The organism is Acinetobacter sp. FDAARGOS_559, from assembly GCF_003940475.1.
Classification (GTDB): Bacteria; Pseudomonadota; Gammaproteobacteria; order Pseudomonadales; family Moraxellaceae; genus Acinetobacter; species Acinetobacter baumannii.
In genome coordinates this window covers 137,520-156,022 of sequence record NZ_RKJG01000004.1, presented here as the reverse complement: position 1 = coordinate 156,022, position 18,503 = coordinate 137,520, and the positions used below count along the sequence as shown (strand labels likewise).

21 protein-coding genes and 2 pseudogenes are annotated in these 18,503 nt (G+C 36.6%); 18 read left to right on the top strand and 5 right to left on the bottom strand.

Annotation, left to right across the window (positions count from 1 at the left end; genetic code table 11):
- Positions 1–82: 82 nt before the first annotated feature.
- From EGS71_RS01435 to EGS71_RS01425, 3 genes are all read left to right on the top strand, one after another.
- Complete coding sequence (locus EGS71_RS01435; protein WP_001055589.1) at positions 83–466, top strand: transposase; 384 nt, start codon at positions 83–85, stop codon at positions 464–466.
- Positions 463–798, top strand: coding sequence for an IS66 family insertion sequence element accessory protein TnpB (gene tnpB, locus EGS71_RS01430; protein WP_000619347.1), 336 nt, complete (start codon positions 463–465; stop codon positions 796–798). The genes EGS71_RS01435 and tnpB overlap by 4 nt, the downstream gene beginning before the upstream one ends.
- Positions 799–872: 74 nt before the next feature.
- The gene (locus EGS71_RS01425; protein ID WP_001094424.1) at positions 873–2,456 is read left to right on the top strand and encodes an IS66-like element ISAba25 family transposase; all 1,584 of its coding nucleotides are present in this window, start codon (positions 873–875) and stop codon (positions 2,454–2,456) included.
- A 270-nt stretch (positions 2,457–2,726) separates the two neighbouring features.
- Here the strand turns inward: EGS71_RS01425 and EGS71_RS01415 are convergent, their stop codons facing one another.
- The 5 genes from EGS71_RS01415 to EGS71_RS22710 form a co-directional block, all read right to left on the bottom strand.
- Positions 2,727–3,065: an H-NS family nucleoid-associated regulatory protein gene (locus tag EGS71_RS01415; RefSeq protein ID WP_000974111.1), complete on the bottom strand. Its 339-nt coding sequence runs from the start codon at positions 3,063–3,065 to the stop codon at positions 2,727–2,729.
- Between the two features lie 41 nt (positions 3,066–3,106).
- Entirely contained in the window at positions 3,107–4,354 is a 1,248-nt protein-coding gene (locus EGS71_RS01410; RefSeq protein WP_228201085.1) for a hypothetical protein, read from the bottom strand.
- 17 nt (positions 4,355–4,371) lie between these two features.
- Positions 4,372–4,830: a hypothetical protein gene (locus EGS71_RS22720; protein WP_228201084.1), complete on the bottom strand. Its 459-nt coding sequence runs from the start codon at positions 4,828–4,830 to the stop codon at positions 4,372–4,374.
- Positions 4,831–4,984: 154 nt separating this feature from the next.
- Positions 4,985–5,329, bottom strand: coding sequence for a hypothetical protein (locus EGS71_RS22715; RefSeq protein ID WP_228201083.1), 345 nt, complete (start codon positions 5,327–5,329; stop codon positions 4,985–4,987).
- Positions 5,302–5,589: a hypothetical protein gene (locus EGS71_RS22710; protein WP_228201082.1), complete on the bottom strand. Its 288-nt coding sequence runs from the start codon at positions 5,587–5,589 to the stop codon at positions 5,302–5,304. Before EGS71_RS22710 ends, EGS71_RS22715 begins: the two co-directional genes overlap by 28 nt.
- Positions 5,590–6,423: 834 nt before the next feature.
- Between EGS71_RS22710 and EGS71_RS01395 the strand changes: the two genes are divergently transcribed.
- From EGS71_RS01395 to EGS71_RS01365, 15 genes and pseudogenes are all read left to right on the top strand, one after another.
- A complete protein-coding gene (locus EGS71_RS01395; protein ID WP_228201081.1) occupies positions 6,424–7,407 on the top strand; it encodes a hypothetical protein in 984 nt (327 codons plus the stop codon).
- A 569-nt stretch (positions 7,408–7,976) separates the two neighbouring features.
- The gene (locus EGS71_RS22705) at positions 7,977–9,407 is read left to right on the top strand and encodes an N-6 DNA methylase (protein ID WP_228201080.1); all 1,431 of its coding nucleotides are present in this window, start codon (positions 7,977–7,979) and stop codon (positions 9,405–9,407) included.
- A 74-nt stretch (positions 9,408–9,481) separates the two neighbouring features.
- Positions 9,482–9,826 carry a hypothetical protein gene (locus tag EGS71_RS22700; protein ID WP_228201079.1) on the top strand — a complete coding sequence of 115 codons (345 nt, stop codon included), beginning with the start codon at positions 9,482–9,484 and terminating at the stop codon, positions 9,824–9,826.
- A 457-nt stretch (positions 9,827–10,283) separates the two neighbouring features.
- A pseudogene (locus tag EGS71_RS22695) lies at positions 10,284–10,666 on the top strand (transposase).
- A 9-nt stretch (positions 10,667–10,675) separates the two neighbouring features.
- The gene (locus tag EGS71_RS22865) at positions 10,676–10,810 is read left to right on the top strand and encodes a hypothetical protein (RefSeq protein ID WP_265936746.1); all 135 of its coding nucleotides are present in this window, start codon (positions 10,676–10,678) and stop codon (positions 10,808–10,810) included.
- Positions 10,807–10,992 (top strand): IS66 family insertion sequence element accessory protein TnpB, encoded by a 186-nt coding sequence (locus EGS71_RS01380; protein WP_125275248.1) that lies wholly within the window; start codon positions 10,807–10,809, stop codon positions 10,990–10,992. The genes EGS71_RS22865 and EGS71_RS01380 overlap by 4 nt, the downstream gene beginning before the upstream one ends.
- A 74-nt stretch (positions 10,993–11,066) precedes the next feature.
- Positions 11,067–12,640 (top strand): annotated as a pseudogene (gene tnpC, locus EGS71_RS01375) (IS66 family transposase).
- A gap of 88 nt (positions 12,641–12,728) precedes the next feature.
- Positions 12,729–13,043 (top strand): hypothetical protein, encoded by a 315-nt coding sequence (locus EGS71_RS22690; protein ID WP_228201077.1) that lies wholly within the window; start codon positions 12,729–12,731, stop codon positions 13,041–13,043.
- Positions 13,044–13,232: 189 nt separating this feature from the next.
- Positions 13,233–13,514: a hypothetical protein gene (locus tag EGS71_RS22685; RefSeq protein ID WP_228201076.1), complete on the top strand. Its 282-nt coding sequence runs from the start codon at positions 13,233–13,235 to the stop codon at positions 13,512–13,514.
- Positions 13,502–14,077 (top strand): hypothetical protein, encoded by a 576-nt coding sequence (locus EGS71_RS22680; RefSeq protein WP_228201075.1) that lies wholly within the window; start codon positions 13,502–13,504, stop codon positions 14,075–14,077. Before EGS71_RS22685 ends, EGS71_RS22680 begins: the two co-directional genes overlap by 13 nt.
- Complete coding sequence (locus EGS71_RS22675; RefSeq protein ID WP_228201086.1) at positions 13,966–14,307, top strand: strawberry notch C-terminal domain-containing protein; 342 nt, start codon at positions 13,966–13,968, stop codon at positions 14,305–14,307. Before EGS71_RS22680 ends, EGS71_RS22675 begins: the two co-directional genes overlap by 112 nt.
- Positions 14,307–14,642 carry a hypothetical protein gene (locus EGS71_RS22670; protein WP_228201074.1) on the top strand — a complete coding sequence of 112 codons (336 nt, stop codon included), beginning with the start codon at positions 14,307–14,309 and terminating at the stop codon, positions 14,640–14,642. Before EGS71_RS22675 ends, EGS71_RS22670 begins: the two co-directional genes overlap by 1 nt.
- A gap of 245 nt (positions 14,643–14,887) precedes the next feature.
- A complete protein-coding gene (locus tag EGS71_RS22665) occupies positions 14,888–15,604 on the top strand; it encodes a hypothetical protein (protein ID WP_228201073.1) in 717 nt (238 codons plus the stop codon).
- Positions 15,547–16,218, top strand: coding sequence for a hypothetical protein (locus EGS71_RS22660; protein WP_228201072.1), 672 nt, complete (start codon positions 15,547–15,549; stop codon positions 16,216–16,218). The genes EGS71_RS22665 and EGS71_RS22660 overlap by 58 nt, the downstream gene beginning before the upstream one ends.
- A 13-nt stretch (positions 16,219–16,231) precedes the next feature.
- Complete coding sequence (locus EGS71_RS01365; protein WP_002011620.1) at positions 16,232–18,283, top strand: hypothetical protein; 2,052 nt, start codon at positions 16,232–16,234, stop codon at positions 18,281–18,283.
- Positions 18,284–18,503: the final 220 nt, after the last annotated feature.

Sequence of the window (18,503 nt, the reverse complement as noted above, 5' to 3'; positions counted from 1 at the left end):
GCATCCGGCTAACACAGCCTTACCAAGCGGTCCTATAAGCCTTAATTTAGTTCCCACCTAAAAACAAGTGGGGACTTAATCCATGAACATGGATATATATTCAGCAACACCTCCTGTTGCTAAAAAACGCAGAACATACAGCAAAGAATTCAAACTCAGTATTGTCAATGCCTGTAAAAATCCTAATACCTCGATCGCTTCGGTCGCACTGCAACATAGTATTAATGCCAACCTTGTCAGTCGTTGGATCAGGATCTTCAGCCATCATGAGGGTGCCGTGCAGGATCCTACTCATGTGAATCCAGCATTTATTGCTTTGCCTTACACTGCTGCAATCAGCCAACCTATTGATGAGAGGATCACGTTGTGTATCACCGTGCCTCATACGAATAATGATATTCAGCTAAAATGGCAGACATCAGAAATACCTGCCTTGGCAGAATTACTCAAGGCACTGGCAACATGATCCGTATCAATGAAATTTGGCTCTCTACCCAGCCCATGGATATGCGAGCAGGAATGGATACTGTCATGGCTCAGGTGGTGAGAGCCTTTGGCTACATCAAACCGCATTGCGCCTACCTGTTCTGTAATAAACGTGGTCATCGTATGAAAGTGTTGGTACATGATGGACTGGGCATCTGGCTGTGTGCCCGGCGTTTGGAACAGGGTAAATTTCACTGGGCTCAAGTTCACCAAGGTGAAACCGTGGCCCTCAGCCCGGAACAGTTACAGGCATTAATCCAAGGTTTGCCCTGGCAGAGAATTGGATTGCAGCAAGTGGTGAATATGCTCTAAACCAAGCTCGACCATTCTGCCATCCTCCAAACGTTCTATTTCATTCTCTTCATGACCTCAGGCATACTGCGGTCATGAATACGCTGCCTGACTTAAGCCAACTGACCCATGAACAACTGCTGGAATTCACCAGACAGTTGGCGATGCAGCATCAGTCTCTAGCACAATCAAACCAACAATTGGATGCCAAAGTTCAACATCTTTCTATTCTCAATCAAAAATACGAGCATGAACTGGCGCTGTTTAAAAAGCACAAATTCGCCCAAAAGAATGAACACTTAACGGCAAAACAAATCCACCTATGGGATGAAGCGGTTGAAGAAGATATTGCTGCTGTTGATCTGGAATTAGAACGATTAAATGCAGATAAAACCGATGCAGCGACACAGAAAGCCAAAACCAATAAACCTAAACGTCGACCACTGCCAGATCATCTACACACCATCCGTATTGAGCATGAACCTGCATCAACCCAATGCACTTGTGGATGCCAACTCCGTCGTATCGGCGAAGATGTCAGTGAGAAACTGCATTTCAGACCGGCACAGTTCTATAAGGAACAGCATGTGCGTGGTAAATGGGTCTGTGATCAGTGTGACACTCTGACTCAGCAAGCGATGCCCGCCTATGTGATTGATAAAGGCATTGCTTCACCTGAATTGCTCAGCCATGTGCTGGTATCGAAGTATGCCGATCATTTGCCGCTGTACCGTCAACGTCTGATCTATCAGCGGGCGGGAATCGAACTTTCTAGATCAACTTTATCTGACTGGATAGGTCGCTGCGGTGTAGAACTGGAACCTCTGGCCAATGCCTTAAAAGAGGTGGTGCTGCAACAGCGGGTGCTGCATGCAGATGAAACACCGGTCACCATCATGCGGATGGGTGAGAATGAGAAAAAACCGAAGAAAGGTTATGTCTGGGCCTATGCCACCACACAGTACAATCCAGTTCAGGCGGTGATCTATGACTTTCAGGATAGTCGTTCAGGCCAGCATGCTGCAGAGTTCTTGAAAGGCTGGCAGGGCAATCTAGTCTGTGATGATTACAGTGGTTATAAAGCACGCTTTAAATCAGGCCAGGTCATAGAGGTCGGCTGCATGGCCCATGCACGTCGTAAATTCCATGAACTGCATGTGACCGGGAAAAGTCAGGTCGCTGAACAGGCATTGGTGCTGATTCAGAAACTGTATGCGATAGAAGCAGAACTCAGGAAAAAGACCGATGGTACAGCGGAAGACCGCCGCGAATACCGACAACAGCATAGTCAACCAGTGATGCAACAACTATATGAATGGCTCAACCAACATCATCTGACAGTGCCATCGAGTTCTCCCACCGCCAAGGCCATCAATTACACTCTGAAGCGTTGGCCAGCCTTAAGCCGCTATCTGGATGATGGCAATCTACCGATATGCAACAATTGGGTAGAGAATCAGATGCGTCCCTGGGCGTTGGGGCGCAAGAACTGGCTGTTTGCAGGTTCGCTGCGCAGTGGTCAGCGAGCGGCAAACATCATGACTTTAATCCAGTCAGCAAAGCTGAATGGGCTGGATCCGTATGCCTATTTAAGTGATGTGCTGAAAAGGTTACCGACACATAAAGTGACCCAGATTGAAGAGTTACTGCCGCACTGCTGGAAACCTAAATCGAATTAAAAAATAGGTATGGATTCAGCGACGCTTACGAAAAAATGGCATAAATGAGGTGAGCTCATGTAAGTCTTTGAGCTCTTTTAACAATTTAGAGCATTTAATTCAAAGTGTTCATAATGGCGAAACAATTTACATAATCGATGTTGGGCGAACTTCTTGGGATATTGAGCAACTAATGAAAAATCATATTAAATGAATATCATCTTTTATATGAATCCATTATTTTAGATAGAAAAAAGCCTAGTATATGAACTAGGCTTTTTTTATACATCATTATTTAATCAGGAATTCACTCAGCTTTAACTTGCTTTCTTCCATTTCACTTTTCAACCATCTTGGCATCTGTCCTCGTCCTGTCCAAGTGTTCTCCGGATCAGCCTTACTTCTATAACGTGGCTCAACAGTCTTTGTTTTTTTCTTTTTATTATGGGTTTTCCCAAATTCAATGAGCTGGTCTAAAGTCAGTCCAACACTTTTGGCAATTTCCTCTAATTGGCCAAAGGCTGCCACTTTCTCTTCAATTTCCCTTTTTCCTTTTTCAAGACTTGCAGCCTTGATCAAATCCTCTAGTTCTATTGATGAATAACCATCTAAATTAAATTCTTTCATCATTAATACTCAATATGTTTTAAAGTAAATATTTTAATGGAATGTTAAATTGATAATTGAGATTTAAAATATTTAATTAAATCCCCAACTACAATATTAACCGCAAGTTCGTTATTTGCTAAGTTTGTACTATAGGCTCCAGATCGAATAGGATCACTAATAATCTGAGTATAGTTTTGCATCGCAAAATTTACACTAAATAAATAAGGATAGAGTACTTTACTCTGATTACTTTGATTCAGTAAAGAATTTAATGCATTTTCATTTCCAACAAAGAATATTCGCTTGACCATGTCAATAACATAATCATTTTTGAATGAATCAATATTTTCGGAAAAATAATTAAAGTACTTCAAATTATTATTGGTCAATTCGTCAAAATTCTCTTTAGAGATATTTTCAAAGAACGTTGTTTTAGATCCTTTGATAGCTAAAGTAGAAATCAAAGTCGCAACAGATTTAGCAATTTTATTCACTGGATTATTGTAATCAGACTCTTGTGAAGTTTTGGGTATATCGCCTTTACCAACGGCACTTTCGTAGTTTGTTCTACTAGCCTTCACAACAACATCATCGACTTCTTCGCCTAAAATTAATGATGATTGCCCTTTACCATTTTTAGAATCAATCCAGCTCTTATCTTTAAATGCTGAACGGCATGCCCCGACAAAGTTAATTGTCTGGCCCTTTTTCTTCAATCCATTTATCCATTGTTTAAGACGCGATAGAATCGTATATATAGAATCATCTGTTAAACTATCGATATCATAATTTTCCGGCACTAACTGCTTAATACGGATTCGTAAATTTGTTGTATTCTCAGGTGGACTATCTAAGAGTGATTGCCATGCATGAGCAGCTTGTTCATTATCAACAAACTTATATTTTTTGAATAGTTTTATCGACTCTATTTTTTGACGCTTACCTCTTATAAAGTCTGTTTCAACTTCATATTCAAGCAATTCGTTTGCATTAAAATTTTTTAAAGCTGGTTTAAGAGTATCACGCAAGAAATAACGATTTTCTTCTACATCACCATAGCCTAGATACTGTTTGAATGTTTCGTATGCCAAAGTAATTGGCTCATCAGTTCCTTCCAGTAATTTATAAATTAATAATTCAATTTTTCCATTTCTTCCTGTTGATGTACTTAAAGACTGTATTTGTGTCCAACTAAATAAACGTTTTACTTTTTCAATCGATATAGAATCAGTAATAATTGAACTAAAAAAAGGAGGTAATGAATATACAATTTCAAGACTTTGGTAGTCTGGTTTGTTATCAGCTTCCACCTCTTCTCGATTAAGCATCATATTTTATTATAAATCGCAAAATCTTGAATAAAGCTGAATTGTGAGGAAGATGACTTTAATCCTTGTGCATTGAAGATATCGATTTGTATTTCAGCATCTCTTAAATTACTTAGTGATTTATTAATCTCCTTAAGTCTGTGTTGACTATTTGTTTTGAATCTTAATAGATCAAACGGTATTTTAAAATTAACAATAGGATGAGAACCATTATCTTGAAAATTTTCAAGAATTTCACAAGCATGATTCAAGAGACATAACCAAATCTTATGTTCAACTAATGAACATTCATGAGTCACATGAATTAATGAAACTGGCAATTTAAACTCTGTCTCATACTTAAAAGAGGCTAAATTTGGGTGCCCTTGACTAAGACTATTAGCTTGACTATAGCCCAGATCAGCAGGAGACAAGCTCTCTGCGTCAGAACTAGTCAATTCTTGTGATTGTACGTTCATTTGATCTAATAATGACGTTTGTTAGTAATGACAAAGTTATATCATAAAGAATGTGTGAGTTAAATAGAAATACCTCACATTTAGAACACTCAATGTGTGAGAAAAGTAAAAAAAACTCACATAAAAAAAGATCCCATGTTTGGGATCTTCTTATTTACACAACTTGATCTAAATAAAGTTGTGATTGATTTTTCTTATGTAGGTTTTCTTTAAACATCGTTTCAAAGAAAGGTGCATAATTAAAGCTGTAGAAAATCTGCCCATCTTTATCAAAAGAAACGTATTCACTAACGAGTTTGGTAGAAAACATATGTACAAATCTAAAAGATTCGCGGCCGGTCTTTGTATGACGAAGTAAGCGGTGTTGATGAGCACTCAAAGAACAGCTTGCTAAGCTTTTCATTCTTTTTTCAAACTCATCTAATGAAATACCAACAACTTTGGAAATTTCACTTGCATTGATAGTATGAGTCAGTTTGCTATCAAATGAAGTAAGCAAAATATTTTTTGCTTATAAGCCATTAAAACTTCATTAATTAAACACACAAAAGCTTGATCGGCTTTATCAATTTTAGTTTCAATAGTAAATCGATCTGATCCGACCATATATTCATATGACTTAGTATCAAAATCGAAATCTAAAAATGAAAACAATTTAGAAAATCTTTTTAATGGTAAAGCAGGTAAAGAACGTTCAACTACAGAAGGCTCTTGTACATCATCCAATAATGATAATTGAACAGATGACTGTTTTTCCACTCTGCCGGCTCATTCAAATATAATGAGTGAGCATAGGGCATAGATGCTAAATTAGTCATATCCTCACTCCTTTTAAATTGAAAATAATTTGCCATATTAATTTGAATATAAATATATCCATACCAAATTTTAGCATAGGCACATAGCGAATACTATTATGTTTACAAAAAATGCAAAGTTAACTCTTTGAATAGTTTTACAAAAACATAGTTTTTTTTAACTTAATTGAAATAAAAAAGCCGAACCAAAGATGTTTTCCAGATATTGAGCATATTGGAAATGAAACCTCACATATATATAAGACTTATCCACAGGCTTTGAAATGAAACCTCACATATCGGAAATGAAACCTCACATATATATTTTAATAATTAAATTTCAATACTTTATTGTAGGTGCCTTAATTGAAATGAAACCTCACACATCGGAAATGAAACCTCACATTTGTTGAAATGAAACCTCACACAAAATTTAATAATTTAACATTTTAAGACTTAAGTTATTGAAAATAAATTAAATAAATGAAATCTCACATTATTTGAAATGAAACCTCACACATTGGAAATGAAACCTCACATTGCAAGATAAAAATTAATAAAATCAATGAAATACAATTACCCCTATATAGAATAAATTTAAATTTATATTTATATAAATTTATATATATAGGAAGGACTTTCTTAGGTTTTTTGAATGTTTTATTCTTTAAAATACGGCTATATCTTTTTTTAAAATCATTTCCATTTTCCTTTTTTTGTTTTAAAATCATATTTCGCTATCCACTATTCTTTTTGACACCAGCTCATACAACAGAGCAATATAGTAGGTATTAACATGATTAAAAACAATGACTTGGATAATCTAAAAAATTTGAATAGAAATATTATTCAAAATAAACCTAATTCTGCTCCAGCTACTCCTCAAAGGCTTTTCGTTTATCTTGATGGTATCGCACAAAACAACGATGGCCATGATTATGCTTATGGAACAAACGTCCTAACCAATGAAAAAGTGAAAGTTAGACTAACAACAATTGATGAAAGAATTGATGACTTAGTTGACTCTGGTAGAGCAAAGAACAGACAACAAGTTGCCTCTCAAGTAACAAATCAGTATCAAAACTCTGCCAATCCTCGTCAATCTTTAAAAGCGCGACTGAACAGCAATGTAGTTGTACTTAGTTTTGATCAATCTTTTGAAATAAAGAGTGAAGATAATTACCGGTCATATCGTAGCCATTGGGCAGAATCAGTAACAAGCAATCCTAGTTCACAACTAATTACAGCTCCCGTTCATATCCAATTTGTAAATAATCAAAGACCTTTCGGACGTGTCGAAATTTTAGAAGAGAATTTTAAAATAGATATTGGATCCTCAAAGGAAAATATAAAAGATGCATTTTTAAAATCTCTTGTACATCAAGATGAGTTCAGCGCTGAAAGATCCGGATCTTTAAATTATATACTGCGTTATAAAGATACTAATGAACCAATCTATCAAGGTTCTTTGCAAACTTTTTTACAACAAGTATCTGTAGGTCCTGACCGATCTATCCGGATACCAGCGGATATTAATACTACTCTCAATAATTTAATGAGTAAGCCTTTAACCACGCAGGATTTCACACCTGACGATAGTATGATGTTTAATCATGATTTAAATCGAATATTGGTAAATAGATTTCTTGGTGTTGAATTTTCTCAAAAACTAGAAACTTCTAATCCACAATTACAAGATAACCTACGTCTTATTTCTGGAAAGTTGAAAAAGGGTGAAATTTATCTGATGCTTATTCAACTCAAAATATCTTTTTGGTAGAGATACACTTAAGACATATCAAGCTAAAGCAAATAGAAATAGCAGTCCATTAAAAATCTATACTGTTACTGAATGCACAATGAACAACCAGTTTATCAAAAAGGTTATATACATTCTTAGTTGCATTGATAGACATTCAGACACTTTAGCTCCTTTTGTCACATTTAGTTCTACTACTGATCCAATGCAGTATCAAAGAAAATTCAAGATTTAAATATTAATGAGGAAAATTTAAAGCGAACCATTTATCTAAAAGAAGATTCCAAAAGCATCCATTACCTAATAGTGCTGCTCCAGTTGTGGATAAGAAAGAGCAAGTATCAATAGAATTCGGGAAGAAATGCAAAATCAATCTAATAACTCAAATAAATTTTAATAATATTTAAAAGGATTAGATGATATGAGCGTTTTAGATAAAAAGGTTTTATTTGGGTTAATTTAGAATCTTTTGGATATTTAACTAGACCATCACGACGTAAAGAAAACAACCAAATCGGTATTGAAAAGTTGATCTCAATAATCAACTAGATATCGATAAATTAAGATCCTTTAATGTTCATGTTGAAAAAGTGAATAAATCAAGTGTTCTTGATGTTTACTGGTCAAGCATTTCAATTAAGGACTTTTCTAATTTTATTGGTGTTGATAACAACAATATTCCCTTTCAATCCATTACATTGGCTCAGCTTAATGCTGAGTTCAATAACTCTGTTCGTTCTCTTGCCCAACAAAGAGTTGACTATGCCATTAGACATGCGACATTAATTGGTCAAAACCTGAATAAACAATATGTTTATGCTACACAATATTCACGATTTTATTTGGATCAGCCTTTAACTGAAATTGCTAAGAATGGAACAATCTCAATTGATCCCGCGCAATTTGAAGCACGATTACCTCAAGAAGATTATTGGAAAATACTTAAAGTTGGCAATCAGCCAAAGTTTAAGCGAGCTAATATGGCACATTGTGCAAAAAGCTTTGCTAGTAGCATAGTTGAAGGAACAACAAACATTCATGATTCAGATGTTGAGTTGTTTTTAAAAAAAATATTAAACGACAACCATGATAGATCTTATTTGAATGAAATAAAGCCGACAATTAAGCAATTTTTCTATGAACAGCTTGAATGTTGTTTTAATAGTTTAAGTAATCAATTTAACGTACATAATTTCAATTCTTTTGAAAAAATTATTGAAATCCATAACAAACAACCAGTTAAACCGATCATTGGTATTTCTGAGCTGCAACTGCAACAATTTTCAACTCCTATAACAATTTCAGCAATATGTCAGAAATTATTATTCAATCCTGAAACTCTAGATACTGGAAAAACTCTACTTGAACCTACTATTGGTAATGGATCCTTAGTTGCTCATTTCATAAAAAAACCGCAACTTAAAATCGTTGGTGTTGAAATTGATTCGAATCGGGTGAAAAATACCCAGCTCTTTCTCGACGCAAACATTGAACAATCAAATCTAAGAGTAATTGAGGGAGATTATTCAAAGATTAAATTGAAGCAATTAAACAATAATGAATTATTTGATTTTACTATCGCAAATCCACCTTTTGGCAAAATCGATAAAACTTCACTTACTTTGAATCAAGCGGGATCATTAGAACGTTTAAATTTTTCTACTCAAAGGTTAGATCATAAAATTTTATTAGAGACACTTTCTTTGAGAAAAGACAAAGGAAGAAGTGTTTTTATTATTGGTTCAGACAGCTTTTATGAAGCTGGCGTAGTCAAGGGTGGAAGTAAAAATTTATTAAATTATCTCTATGATAATTACAATGTTGAAGCGGCCGTAGAGCTCGACGGGAGTTTATATAAGAAACAAGGGACTCGCGTCAATGTTCGTGTTCTTGTCATTGGTGATCTTCTGGAAAATAACCGTACTTATGAAGTTCCTCATGAGTTGCCCATCATAAATAATGTTCAAGATTTATGGAGATGGTCGGAAAATGTCCTACAGAAAGATTACAACCTGAGTTAAGTTACGATGGCCCTCCCCTTCTATTAATCAAAGTGAATCAGTTATATCGAAGCTAATTTGACCAGAATTTAGATGTGGTAGACGATGCTGATTTCTTAACAAGTGCATTGGATTCATATTTAAATGATCAAATAGTTCCGGATGAGTCCGGTAATGTTGGGGACTTGAATAAACCTGATGATGACGACTTCTTTGGTAATGAGGAAGAAGATACGGCTGTTAAACCTCTTTCTACTGGAGATGAACACCAGAACAATGAGATTCTTGATCTAGAAATAGTAGAGGATGAATCTCAAGCTCAGGAAATTATTTTTGAATCTAAATCATTGCAAGTTGCATATGTGCCAGTTTCACAACTAAGCTTGCCAGAAACAATGTTGCCAGCAGATCAAGCAATACTATTAAACAAGCGCAAATAATCAGATAAGAAGATCTTGCTTTTAGCTGAAGTAATCATGAATTGCAAAATCTATCGATTTAGCCAATAACAATCCTTTCGACGGCTTTCTACTTTACAAGCTACAGTATTCAGATCTTTCATCTCTTCTAAAGCTTCAGTGCTGAACAGGTTGATGCTGTTACTTCCGCAATATTAAGCATTGAAAATGACCGCTCTTATATTCTTGGTGATCAAACAGTATTGGTAAAGGTCGCTCTTTAGCTGGCATGTTGCGTTATTCTTTAATCAATGGGTTAGACCAGTATTTTTCACAAGGAAAGCACAATTATTTAATGATTTATGCGGATATCGTAGATACAGGAACAGATAAATTTATTTCTAATCCTTTTATCTGTAAGCATCCGGCTAACACAGCCTTACCAAGCGGTCCTATAAGCCTTAATTAGTTCCCACCTAAAACAAGTGGGACTTAATCCATGAACATGGATATATATTCAGCAACACCTCCTGTTGCTAAAAAACGCAGAACATACAGCAAAGAATTCAAACTCAGTATTGTCAATGCCTGTAAAAATCCTAATACCTCGATCGCTTCGTCGCACTGCAACATAGTATTAATGCCAACCTTGTCAGTCGTTGGATCAGGATCTTCAGCCATCATGAGGGTGCCGTGCAGGATCCTACTCATGTGAATCCAGCATTTATTGCTTTGCCTTACACTGCTGCAATCAGCCAACCTATTGATGAGAGGATCACGTTGTGTATCACCGTGCCTCATACGAATAATGATATTCAGCTAAAATGGCAGACATCAGAAATACCTGCCTTGGCAGAATTACTCAAGGCACTGGCAACATGATCCGTATCAATGAAATTTGGCTCTCTACCCAGCCATGATATGCGAGCAGGAATGGATACTGTCATGGCTCAGGTGGTGAGAGCCTTTGGCTACATCAAACCGCATTGCGCTACCTGTTCTGTAATAAACGTGGTCATCGTATGAAAGTGTTGGTACATGATGGGACTGGCATCTGGCTGTGTGCCCGGCTTTGGAACAGGGTAAATTTCACTGGGCTCAAGTTCACCAAGGTGAAACCGTGGCCTCAGCCCGAACAGTTACAGGCATTAATCCAAGGTTTGCCCTGGCAGAGAATTGGATTGCAGCAAGTGGTGAATATGCTCTAAACCAAGCTCGACCATTCTGCCATCCTCCAAACGTTCTATTTCATTCTCTTCATGACCTCAGGCATACTGCGGTCATGAATACGCTGCCTGACTTAAGCCAACTGACCCATGAACAACTGCTGGAATTCACCAGACAGTGGCGATGCAGCATCAGTCTCTAGCACAATCAAACCAACAATTGGATGCCAAGTTCAACATCTTTCTATTCTCAATCAAAATACGAGCATGAACTGGCGCTGTTTAAAAAGCACAAATTCGCCCAAAAGAATGAACACTTAACGGCAAAACAAATCCACCTATGGATGAAGCGGTTGAAGAAGATATTGCTGCTGTTGATCTGGAATTAGAACGATTAATGCAGATAAAACCGATGCAGCGACACAGAAAGCCAAACCAATAAACCTAAACGTCGACCACTGCCAGATCATCTACACACCATCCGTATTGAGCATGAACCTGCATCAACCCAATGCACTTGTGGATGCCAACTCCGTCGTATCGGCGAAGATGTCAGTGAGAAACTGCATTTCAGACCGGCACAGTTCTATAAGGAACAGCATGTGCGTGGTAAATGGGTCTGTGATCAGTGTGACACTCTGACTCAGCAAGCGATGCCCGCCTATGTGATTGATAAAGGCATTGCTTCACCTGAATTGCTCAGCCATGTGCTGGTATCGAAGTATGCCGATCATTTGCCGCTGTACCGTCAACGTCTGATCTATCAGCGGGCGGGAATCGAACTTTCTAGATCAACTTTATCTGACTGGATAGGTCGCTGCGGTGTAGAACTGGAACCTCTGGCCAATGCCTTAAAAGAGGTGGTGCTGCAACAGCGGGTGCTGCATGCAGATGAAACACCGGTCACCATCATGCGGATGGGTGAGAATGAGAAAAAACCGAAGAAAGGTTATGTCTGGCCTATGCCACCACACAGTACAATCCAGTTCAGGCGGTGATCTATGACTTTCAGGATAGTCGTTCAGGCCAGCATGCTGCAGAGTTCTTGAAAGGCTGGCAGGGCAATCTAGTCGTGATGATTACAGTGGTTATAAAGCACGCTTTAAATCAGGCCAGGTCATAGAGGTCGGCTGCATGGCCCATGCACGTCGTAAATTCCATGAACTGCATGTGACCGGGAAAAGTCAGGTCGCTGAACAGGCATTGGTGCTGATTCAGAAACTGTATGCGATAGAAGCAGAACTCAGGAAAAAGACCGATGGTACAGCGGAAGACCGCCGCGAATACCGACAACAGCATAGTCAACCAGTGATGCAACAACTATATGAATGGCTCAACCAACATCATCTGACAGTGCCATCGAGTTCTCCCACCGCCAAGGCCATCAATTACACTCTGAAGCGTTGGCCAGCCTTAAGCCGCTATCTGGATGATGGCAATCTACCGATATGCAACAATTGGGTAGAGAATCAGATGCGTCCCTGGGCGTTGGGGCGCAAGAACTGGCTGTTTGCAGGTTCGCTGCGCAGTGGTCAGCGAGCGGCAAACATCATGACTTTAATCCAGTCAGCAAAGCTGAATGGGCTGGATCGTATGCCTATTTAGTGATGTGCTGAAAAGGTTACCGACACATAAAGTGACCCAGATTGAAGAGTTACTGCCGCACTGCTGGAAACCTAAATCGAATTAAAAATAGGTATGGGATTCAGCGGACGCTTACTTTTATCTTTAATAGTGATGGATTCATTACGCATAAAGACAAGGTTGTTTATTCTCCTATGAAAACCAGTGATATCTATAATCTAGATAGAATTGGTAATCAGTTTGATATTATCTTTAGTACATACAGTCAATTTTCTGGTAGAAGCGGTAAGAAAGAAAATCTTTTTCTATCAAGTATTGATAAGAATACCCTATTATTTTTAGATGAATCGCATGTGGCTGCAAGTGGCGAATCGAATATTAGCCGGTTCCTTTCAGTCGTTAAAGAGCGTACAGGTCCTACTTATCATTCTTCAGCAACAGATAGAAAGAAAGCAAACAATCTACTTTCTATTCTGATATTTTCCCTGCATCTTTTAAAGGGCAATTGAAAAGCTTAATCGAAATAAACCATCTAATGAATTACTAGAAGCTATTTCTATGGCTTTGGTCAAAGACGGTGTTTCTTAAGACGTGAACATGATTTTTCTAAACTTGAATTCCGGACATATCACGCATCGACTCAGTATCAAACTGCTTCACGTGAGTTATCCGATCAATTAGCTCAGGTACTTTCAAAAATGGCATACCTTTCTGGTGATGTAGAAGAGAAAGTTGCCAAAATGAATAGTGAGATTAAACATAATCTTGAGCACATGAAGGAGGGAAGTTGGCAAGAGAATCGTATGCAAGTGAATTCGATGAACTTTGCTTCAAGAATGCACAATATAAGCCGCCAAATCCTTCTCTCAGTTACTACCCCTTTGATTATTGATCAAGCACTTGAGTCTCTCAAAGAAAATCGGAAGCCGGTTATTGGTTTGGAAAATACCGGTGAATCGTTGCTTAAATGTTGCTTCTAAAAGATTCAAAAGCATTTGAATTGCTGGACCAGATTAATGAACTCAAGGATTCTTCAGATTATGATCGAGCACTGAGTGACCTAAACTCAGGGAAAATGAATCAAATTGAATTTGATCAAGAGCCAATTATTGTAAAACTAAAAAAATTAGAACAGGATCTAGCTCAGTTCAAACAAGAAGATACTATTCTTGCAAAACCACCGACGATAGCTGACTTACTTGAGAATATGGTTCATAAGTTAGATATTATTCAAGTTCGTGACCGATATGGCCAAGTACGAAGTGAAACCATTGATGACGAAATCTATTCTGATTTCAAACAAGACATCTTGGATAATATTCGGAAATTACCAGACATTCCTTTATGTCCTTTAGATCTGATAAAAGCTGAGCTGGAGTCTCGTGGTATAAAGTCGGGGAGATTTCTGGTAGAGAGTATCAGCTCAAAAAAATTGATTCTAATCAAGGTTCGGTTTTTAAAGTTGAAGTACGTCAAGAAAATAATCCGACAGCAAAGACGAAAGCTTGTAATGAATTTCAGTCTGGCATTCTTGATGCAATGATTATTACGAGAGCTGGTAGTACTGGCCTTTCATTACATGCTATTCCCGTTAATGATGGTAGTCCTAGCCAATCAGATCATTTGAGGCAACGTGAGTTCCTTACAGGCCAGTCACCTCAAGCAATTGATGAATTCCTACAAATGATTGGACGTGTTGATAGAAAAGGCCAAGTTAGTGCGCCGATTATTTCCCAATTTGATACTGGGCTTCCAATTCAACGCAATTTCTAATGATGCATAATGCTAAACTTGCCGAATTATCAGCGAATGTCACAAGTAACCGTGAAAATGTTAATAAGCAGGTAACTGACGTCGATTTACTTAATAGTTATGGTGATGATGTTGCTCTGGAATATCTAGTCCAGAATCGCTCTGTAGCTCAAATGCTTGTCATAAATTTACCTAAAGAAAATGATAAAAATGGCGCTGAAGGTATGGTTAAGAAAATCTTTAACCGTCTTAATTTTGTTTCCATTTACCAGCAAGAGAAGATTATCGATGATTTAACTTTGCTTATAACGAAAAGATTCAGAAACTTAATGAAATGGGAATTAATCCATTCGTAGTTCAAGTATGTGATTGGAAAGCTCAAACTATCTCTAAACAAGAGTACAAAGTGGCTTGGGCATTATGTCGCATGTTTCTGATAGTGCATTTTTCGAACCGGCTTATTCCAAAAAGTTAGCTATAAATCTGAAACAAAACCTTTTCATGGCGATGATGTTATCTCTTTAATTGATAAGTCGAGACAGCTTACACGCCAGCAATTGTTCAAGCATTTATGTAATTTGATGATAATTTTGCTTCTACTATGGAAGGAAAGGATCAGGAGCTATCTTTATCTAGTTTAATTAAGTTCTACAATGATGCTCAAAAACAGATTCTCGAAAGAGAATTAAGAGAGTCAATTAAATACTCAGCTTCGCAATCTTTTTTCAAATCTAAAATTGATAAATATGAATTTACCGAGATTGAAAACTTTATTCTGAATAAACCCAATCTTGATGAAATCAAAGAATTCTTGAAAATATCTGCTGAAAATAATAATTTTCTTCATATTTATCAAGGGTTAAATAAAGCTTTAACTGTGGTGGAATTTGTAGAAAAGCTTCAGATCTTAGAAGAACATCAGAGCTTTAATATAAATTTCGCAATAAGCATGAAGGAATCACTTTGGGATCAGCATTACCATCGTGAAACAAATGAAAATGCTTTGATACGAGTTATGTTCCCGAAATTAGGCGCTTCTAGTCTTTTAGCGAGTAATTATGAAATTCGTTACGTTTATCCAAGTTCAGATTTTGTACACAGTAGTAAGCTCAAATATTTAATAGAAGATGCTGCTTTAACTCCTACTCTATTACGGAATGTTGGTACTCATTTATTTATTGATGGAAATAAAAAGGAAGAAGAGTTTTCATTTATGAAAACTTTAAATGAAATAGAGTACTTAAAAACTAATAGTCCCCTTTGCTTTCTTTCGATAAGTACGAACCAACCGCTATTGAGCGAACTGCAACCCTTTTAACTGGCAATATTATCAATGCCCTTAATGCTGCCTCAGTAGCTAAATTATCTTCTCAAATGATTAATTACACCGATGCTAGTGGAAATAGACAACGAGCAGTCATGCTATATGACGACTGTGAGTTGGAAGAAGTTTTAGACAAAGTTAAAGGTCTTTCAACAATACAAGAGGCGATTACTTATTTTGAACGTGTAAATGATGCTATAGAGATGAATGAAAAACCTACTCTTCCGGATTTCTATATTGTTCGTTCAAATTCAAATGGGAACCCAACTATTGAACTCAATCTAAAACCTCTAAATGATGAAACATATAACTTTGTTATTACTGGTAGCAGAAAACATTTAAAACAAGTTGCTGAGATGGATTCTATATTTGTACAAGCTGGCTCAGGAAATAGATCAGATAGTTTGAATTTAGTCCTTAAGGGAGATCTATCACAAGGAGCTCGTTCTAGCCAGACAGTTCAGGTCCCTATTGAAAAAGTAACTAAACTGCTAACCAACCTTTCCACTGAATTTTCTACTGTGAAAATTAATAATCTTGATCCAGACGTCTTAGATCAACTTAAACCGAATACGTCGAATAAACTTACTCAGAATCTCATGTATTAGAGAGGAAAATATCATGGACAATAAAGAAGAAATGAAAGCAGCTCCACAAGCTTTAAACGAAATGGACTGGAAAGATGAAATCGTCTTTGATGATCTACTATCTAAAGTAGGTCCCATAACACCACCAGACACCACTTTAAAATCGAGTGATTTGGAAGCTTACGGTTATCAAAGCCAAGTGATGCTACCAGTTAGCGAAGCAAGAGCCAAAGAGCTATATGAAAAAATTGAATTATATCGATTATATGAAGATGGAACAGAAGCGTTAGTAGAAGATCTTGCAGACCTTAATAGTCATGCACAGAAAGATGGACTATTTGGTGTTCAGGAAAAAGATTGGAGAAATTATCAATTAAAAATAGAAAAAAACAATGATTCCGAAAATAGTAATGATCTTGAAAACTATCAGTATTTTTCGTATCCAGCTTTAGCTCAATCTATAATTAAGCGTGAAGGTGACCAATTTTTTGCAAATTATGAACTATCTCGAAGCTTGGGTTCTGATGAAGATAAAACGATTTTGAATAAAGAGTTTTACGAAGAACACAAAGCAGACTTAGACATTTTGTTAAACGAATTAACTATATCTGAGCAATATGAACATCAAGGCTATGCTGTTTTATATGCAACCAAGAGTAATTTATCTGCCCTAAATAGTGATGAAGAAATAGAAGCAGAAGCAAATGAGATTAAATTATTTTTAGAAGGAAATAATGATGATCCAAAATATGCTTATGTATACGATACTCTTTATGAATTGAGCGCAGAAAACGTGTTCAATGAATTTAAGGCACTTGAAACTAGAATTGAAAGAGACATGGATTTAGAAGAAGGCAATTTTGATTTACCATTCCAGCATGCTGTAGAAAAGACTATGGAAACTTTTGATAATAACGCCCCTATTTCTAACCTTCCCTTTGATAGTTTAAAAGAGCCCGAAGGATTTATGGAAGATATAGAGCAGTACTCTTATGCAGAGGATCAAAATTTTAGTTCTTCATTACCTATCAATAACGAAGAAATGATCCAAAAATCTGAAGTAAAGGAAGAAAAAGAAAAAATTGATGTTAACGATGTGGGGGTGCCAGAACAACTCATAATCAATGGTAAAGAGTTCAACTTTGAACAATTAGATCCTAATGATATAGAAAAGCATGAGCAATTAAGAGCAGCTTTGTCGCAGTTATTGGGTAATACCAATGCTTCAACTTTTCAAAGTCCAAGCCAAATAAATCCAGTTACTTCCACTCCTTTGATTCCTCCATCAATGCCAGATTTTAACGAAAATTCGGCACAGCCTTCTACTGTTAAAAATTATTCGCTTTTTCCTAGTTTTGCGAATCTTAAAAAGGCGACTCCGGATAATGCATTATCGTTATTACAAGCTGAACAACTTCTACAAACATCACAAAATATACAAGCTCCAGCTTCAGAAAATTCTGGTGCTCATATGAACACACAAAATGTTCAACATATGCTTTCAAGTCATTTAGCAAGCTCAAAATATAATGATTTGGTAAATTCACATAAAAATTATTCAGACTCAATAAATGAGTTCTGGAAATTTGACAAATTTGAGGATTTTCGTGGAACCCTAATTGAACGTGGACAAAAAGAAAATAAGGATTTGAAAACATTGATTAATGAAATGAATACAGATCCTAATTCACCATATCGCAAAGAGTTTCAAGATCTTATTGTTAATGTTGGTAGTACTGAGAAAGGCAAAGCTTTATTGAGTAAATTGAATAATTCACATCAAGACTTTTTGTCGCGCTCAGATTCAATGTTTGAAGTTATTCAAAAATCAGAGCTTTCACCTGATGATAAGACAAAATTTGAAAATAAGCTAAGTGAGGTTGTTGAAAACCAAGCTGAATTATCCTCTACCCTACCTAATTATATTAATGATGACGGGGTACGTATTAGTCTTGCGGATGAAATGAAGAAGTATGCAGAAAGTCTCAAGAAGGCTCTACAAGTTGTTGTGGACTTTGTTAAATCTAAAGTGGGTTTATCTGTAGATGGCCCTACAGAACAGTCCTCTAGCTCACCGTCACCTTAACAATGTATTGATATAGAGGTTTTTATGAACATGAGCACTTTCCCCCACCCTAACATATATGAAGATGGTTGTTTTGCTGGGGCAGCAGAAATGAACTGGCTAAAACCAATTTTTGAAAAACAGATATATGTTAAATTTAAAAAAATTCCTTTTCTCCTTTTTTTCTTGATAAGGTTAAAAGTGATTATTACTGTGAAGCAGACATTTCCGAAATTGAGAA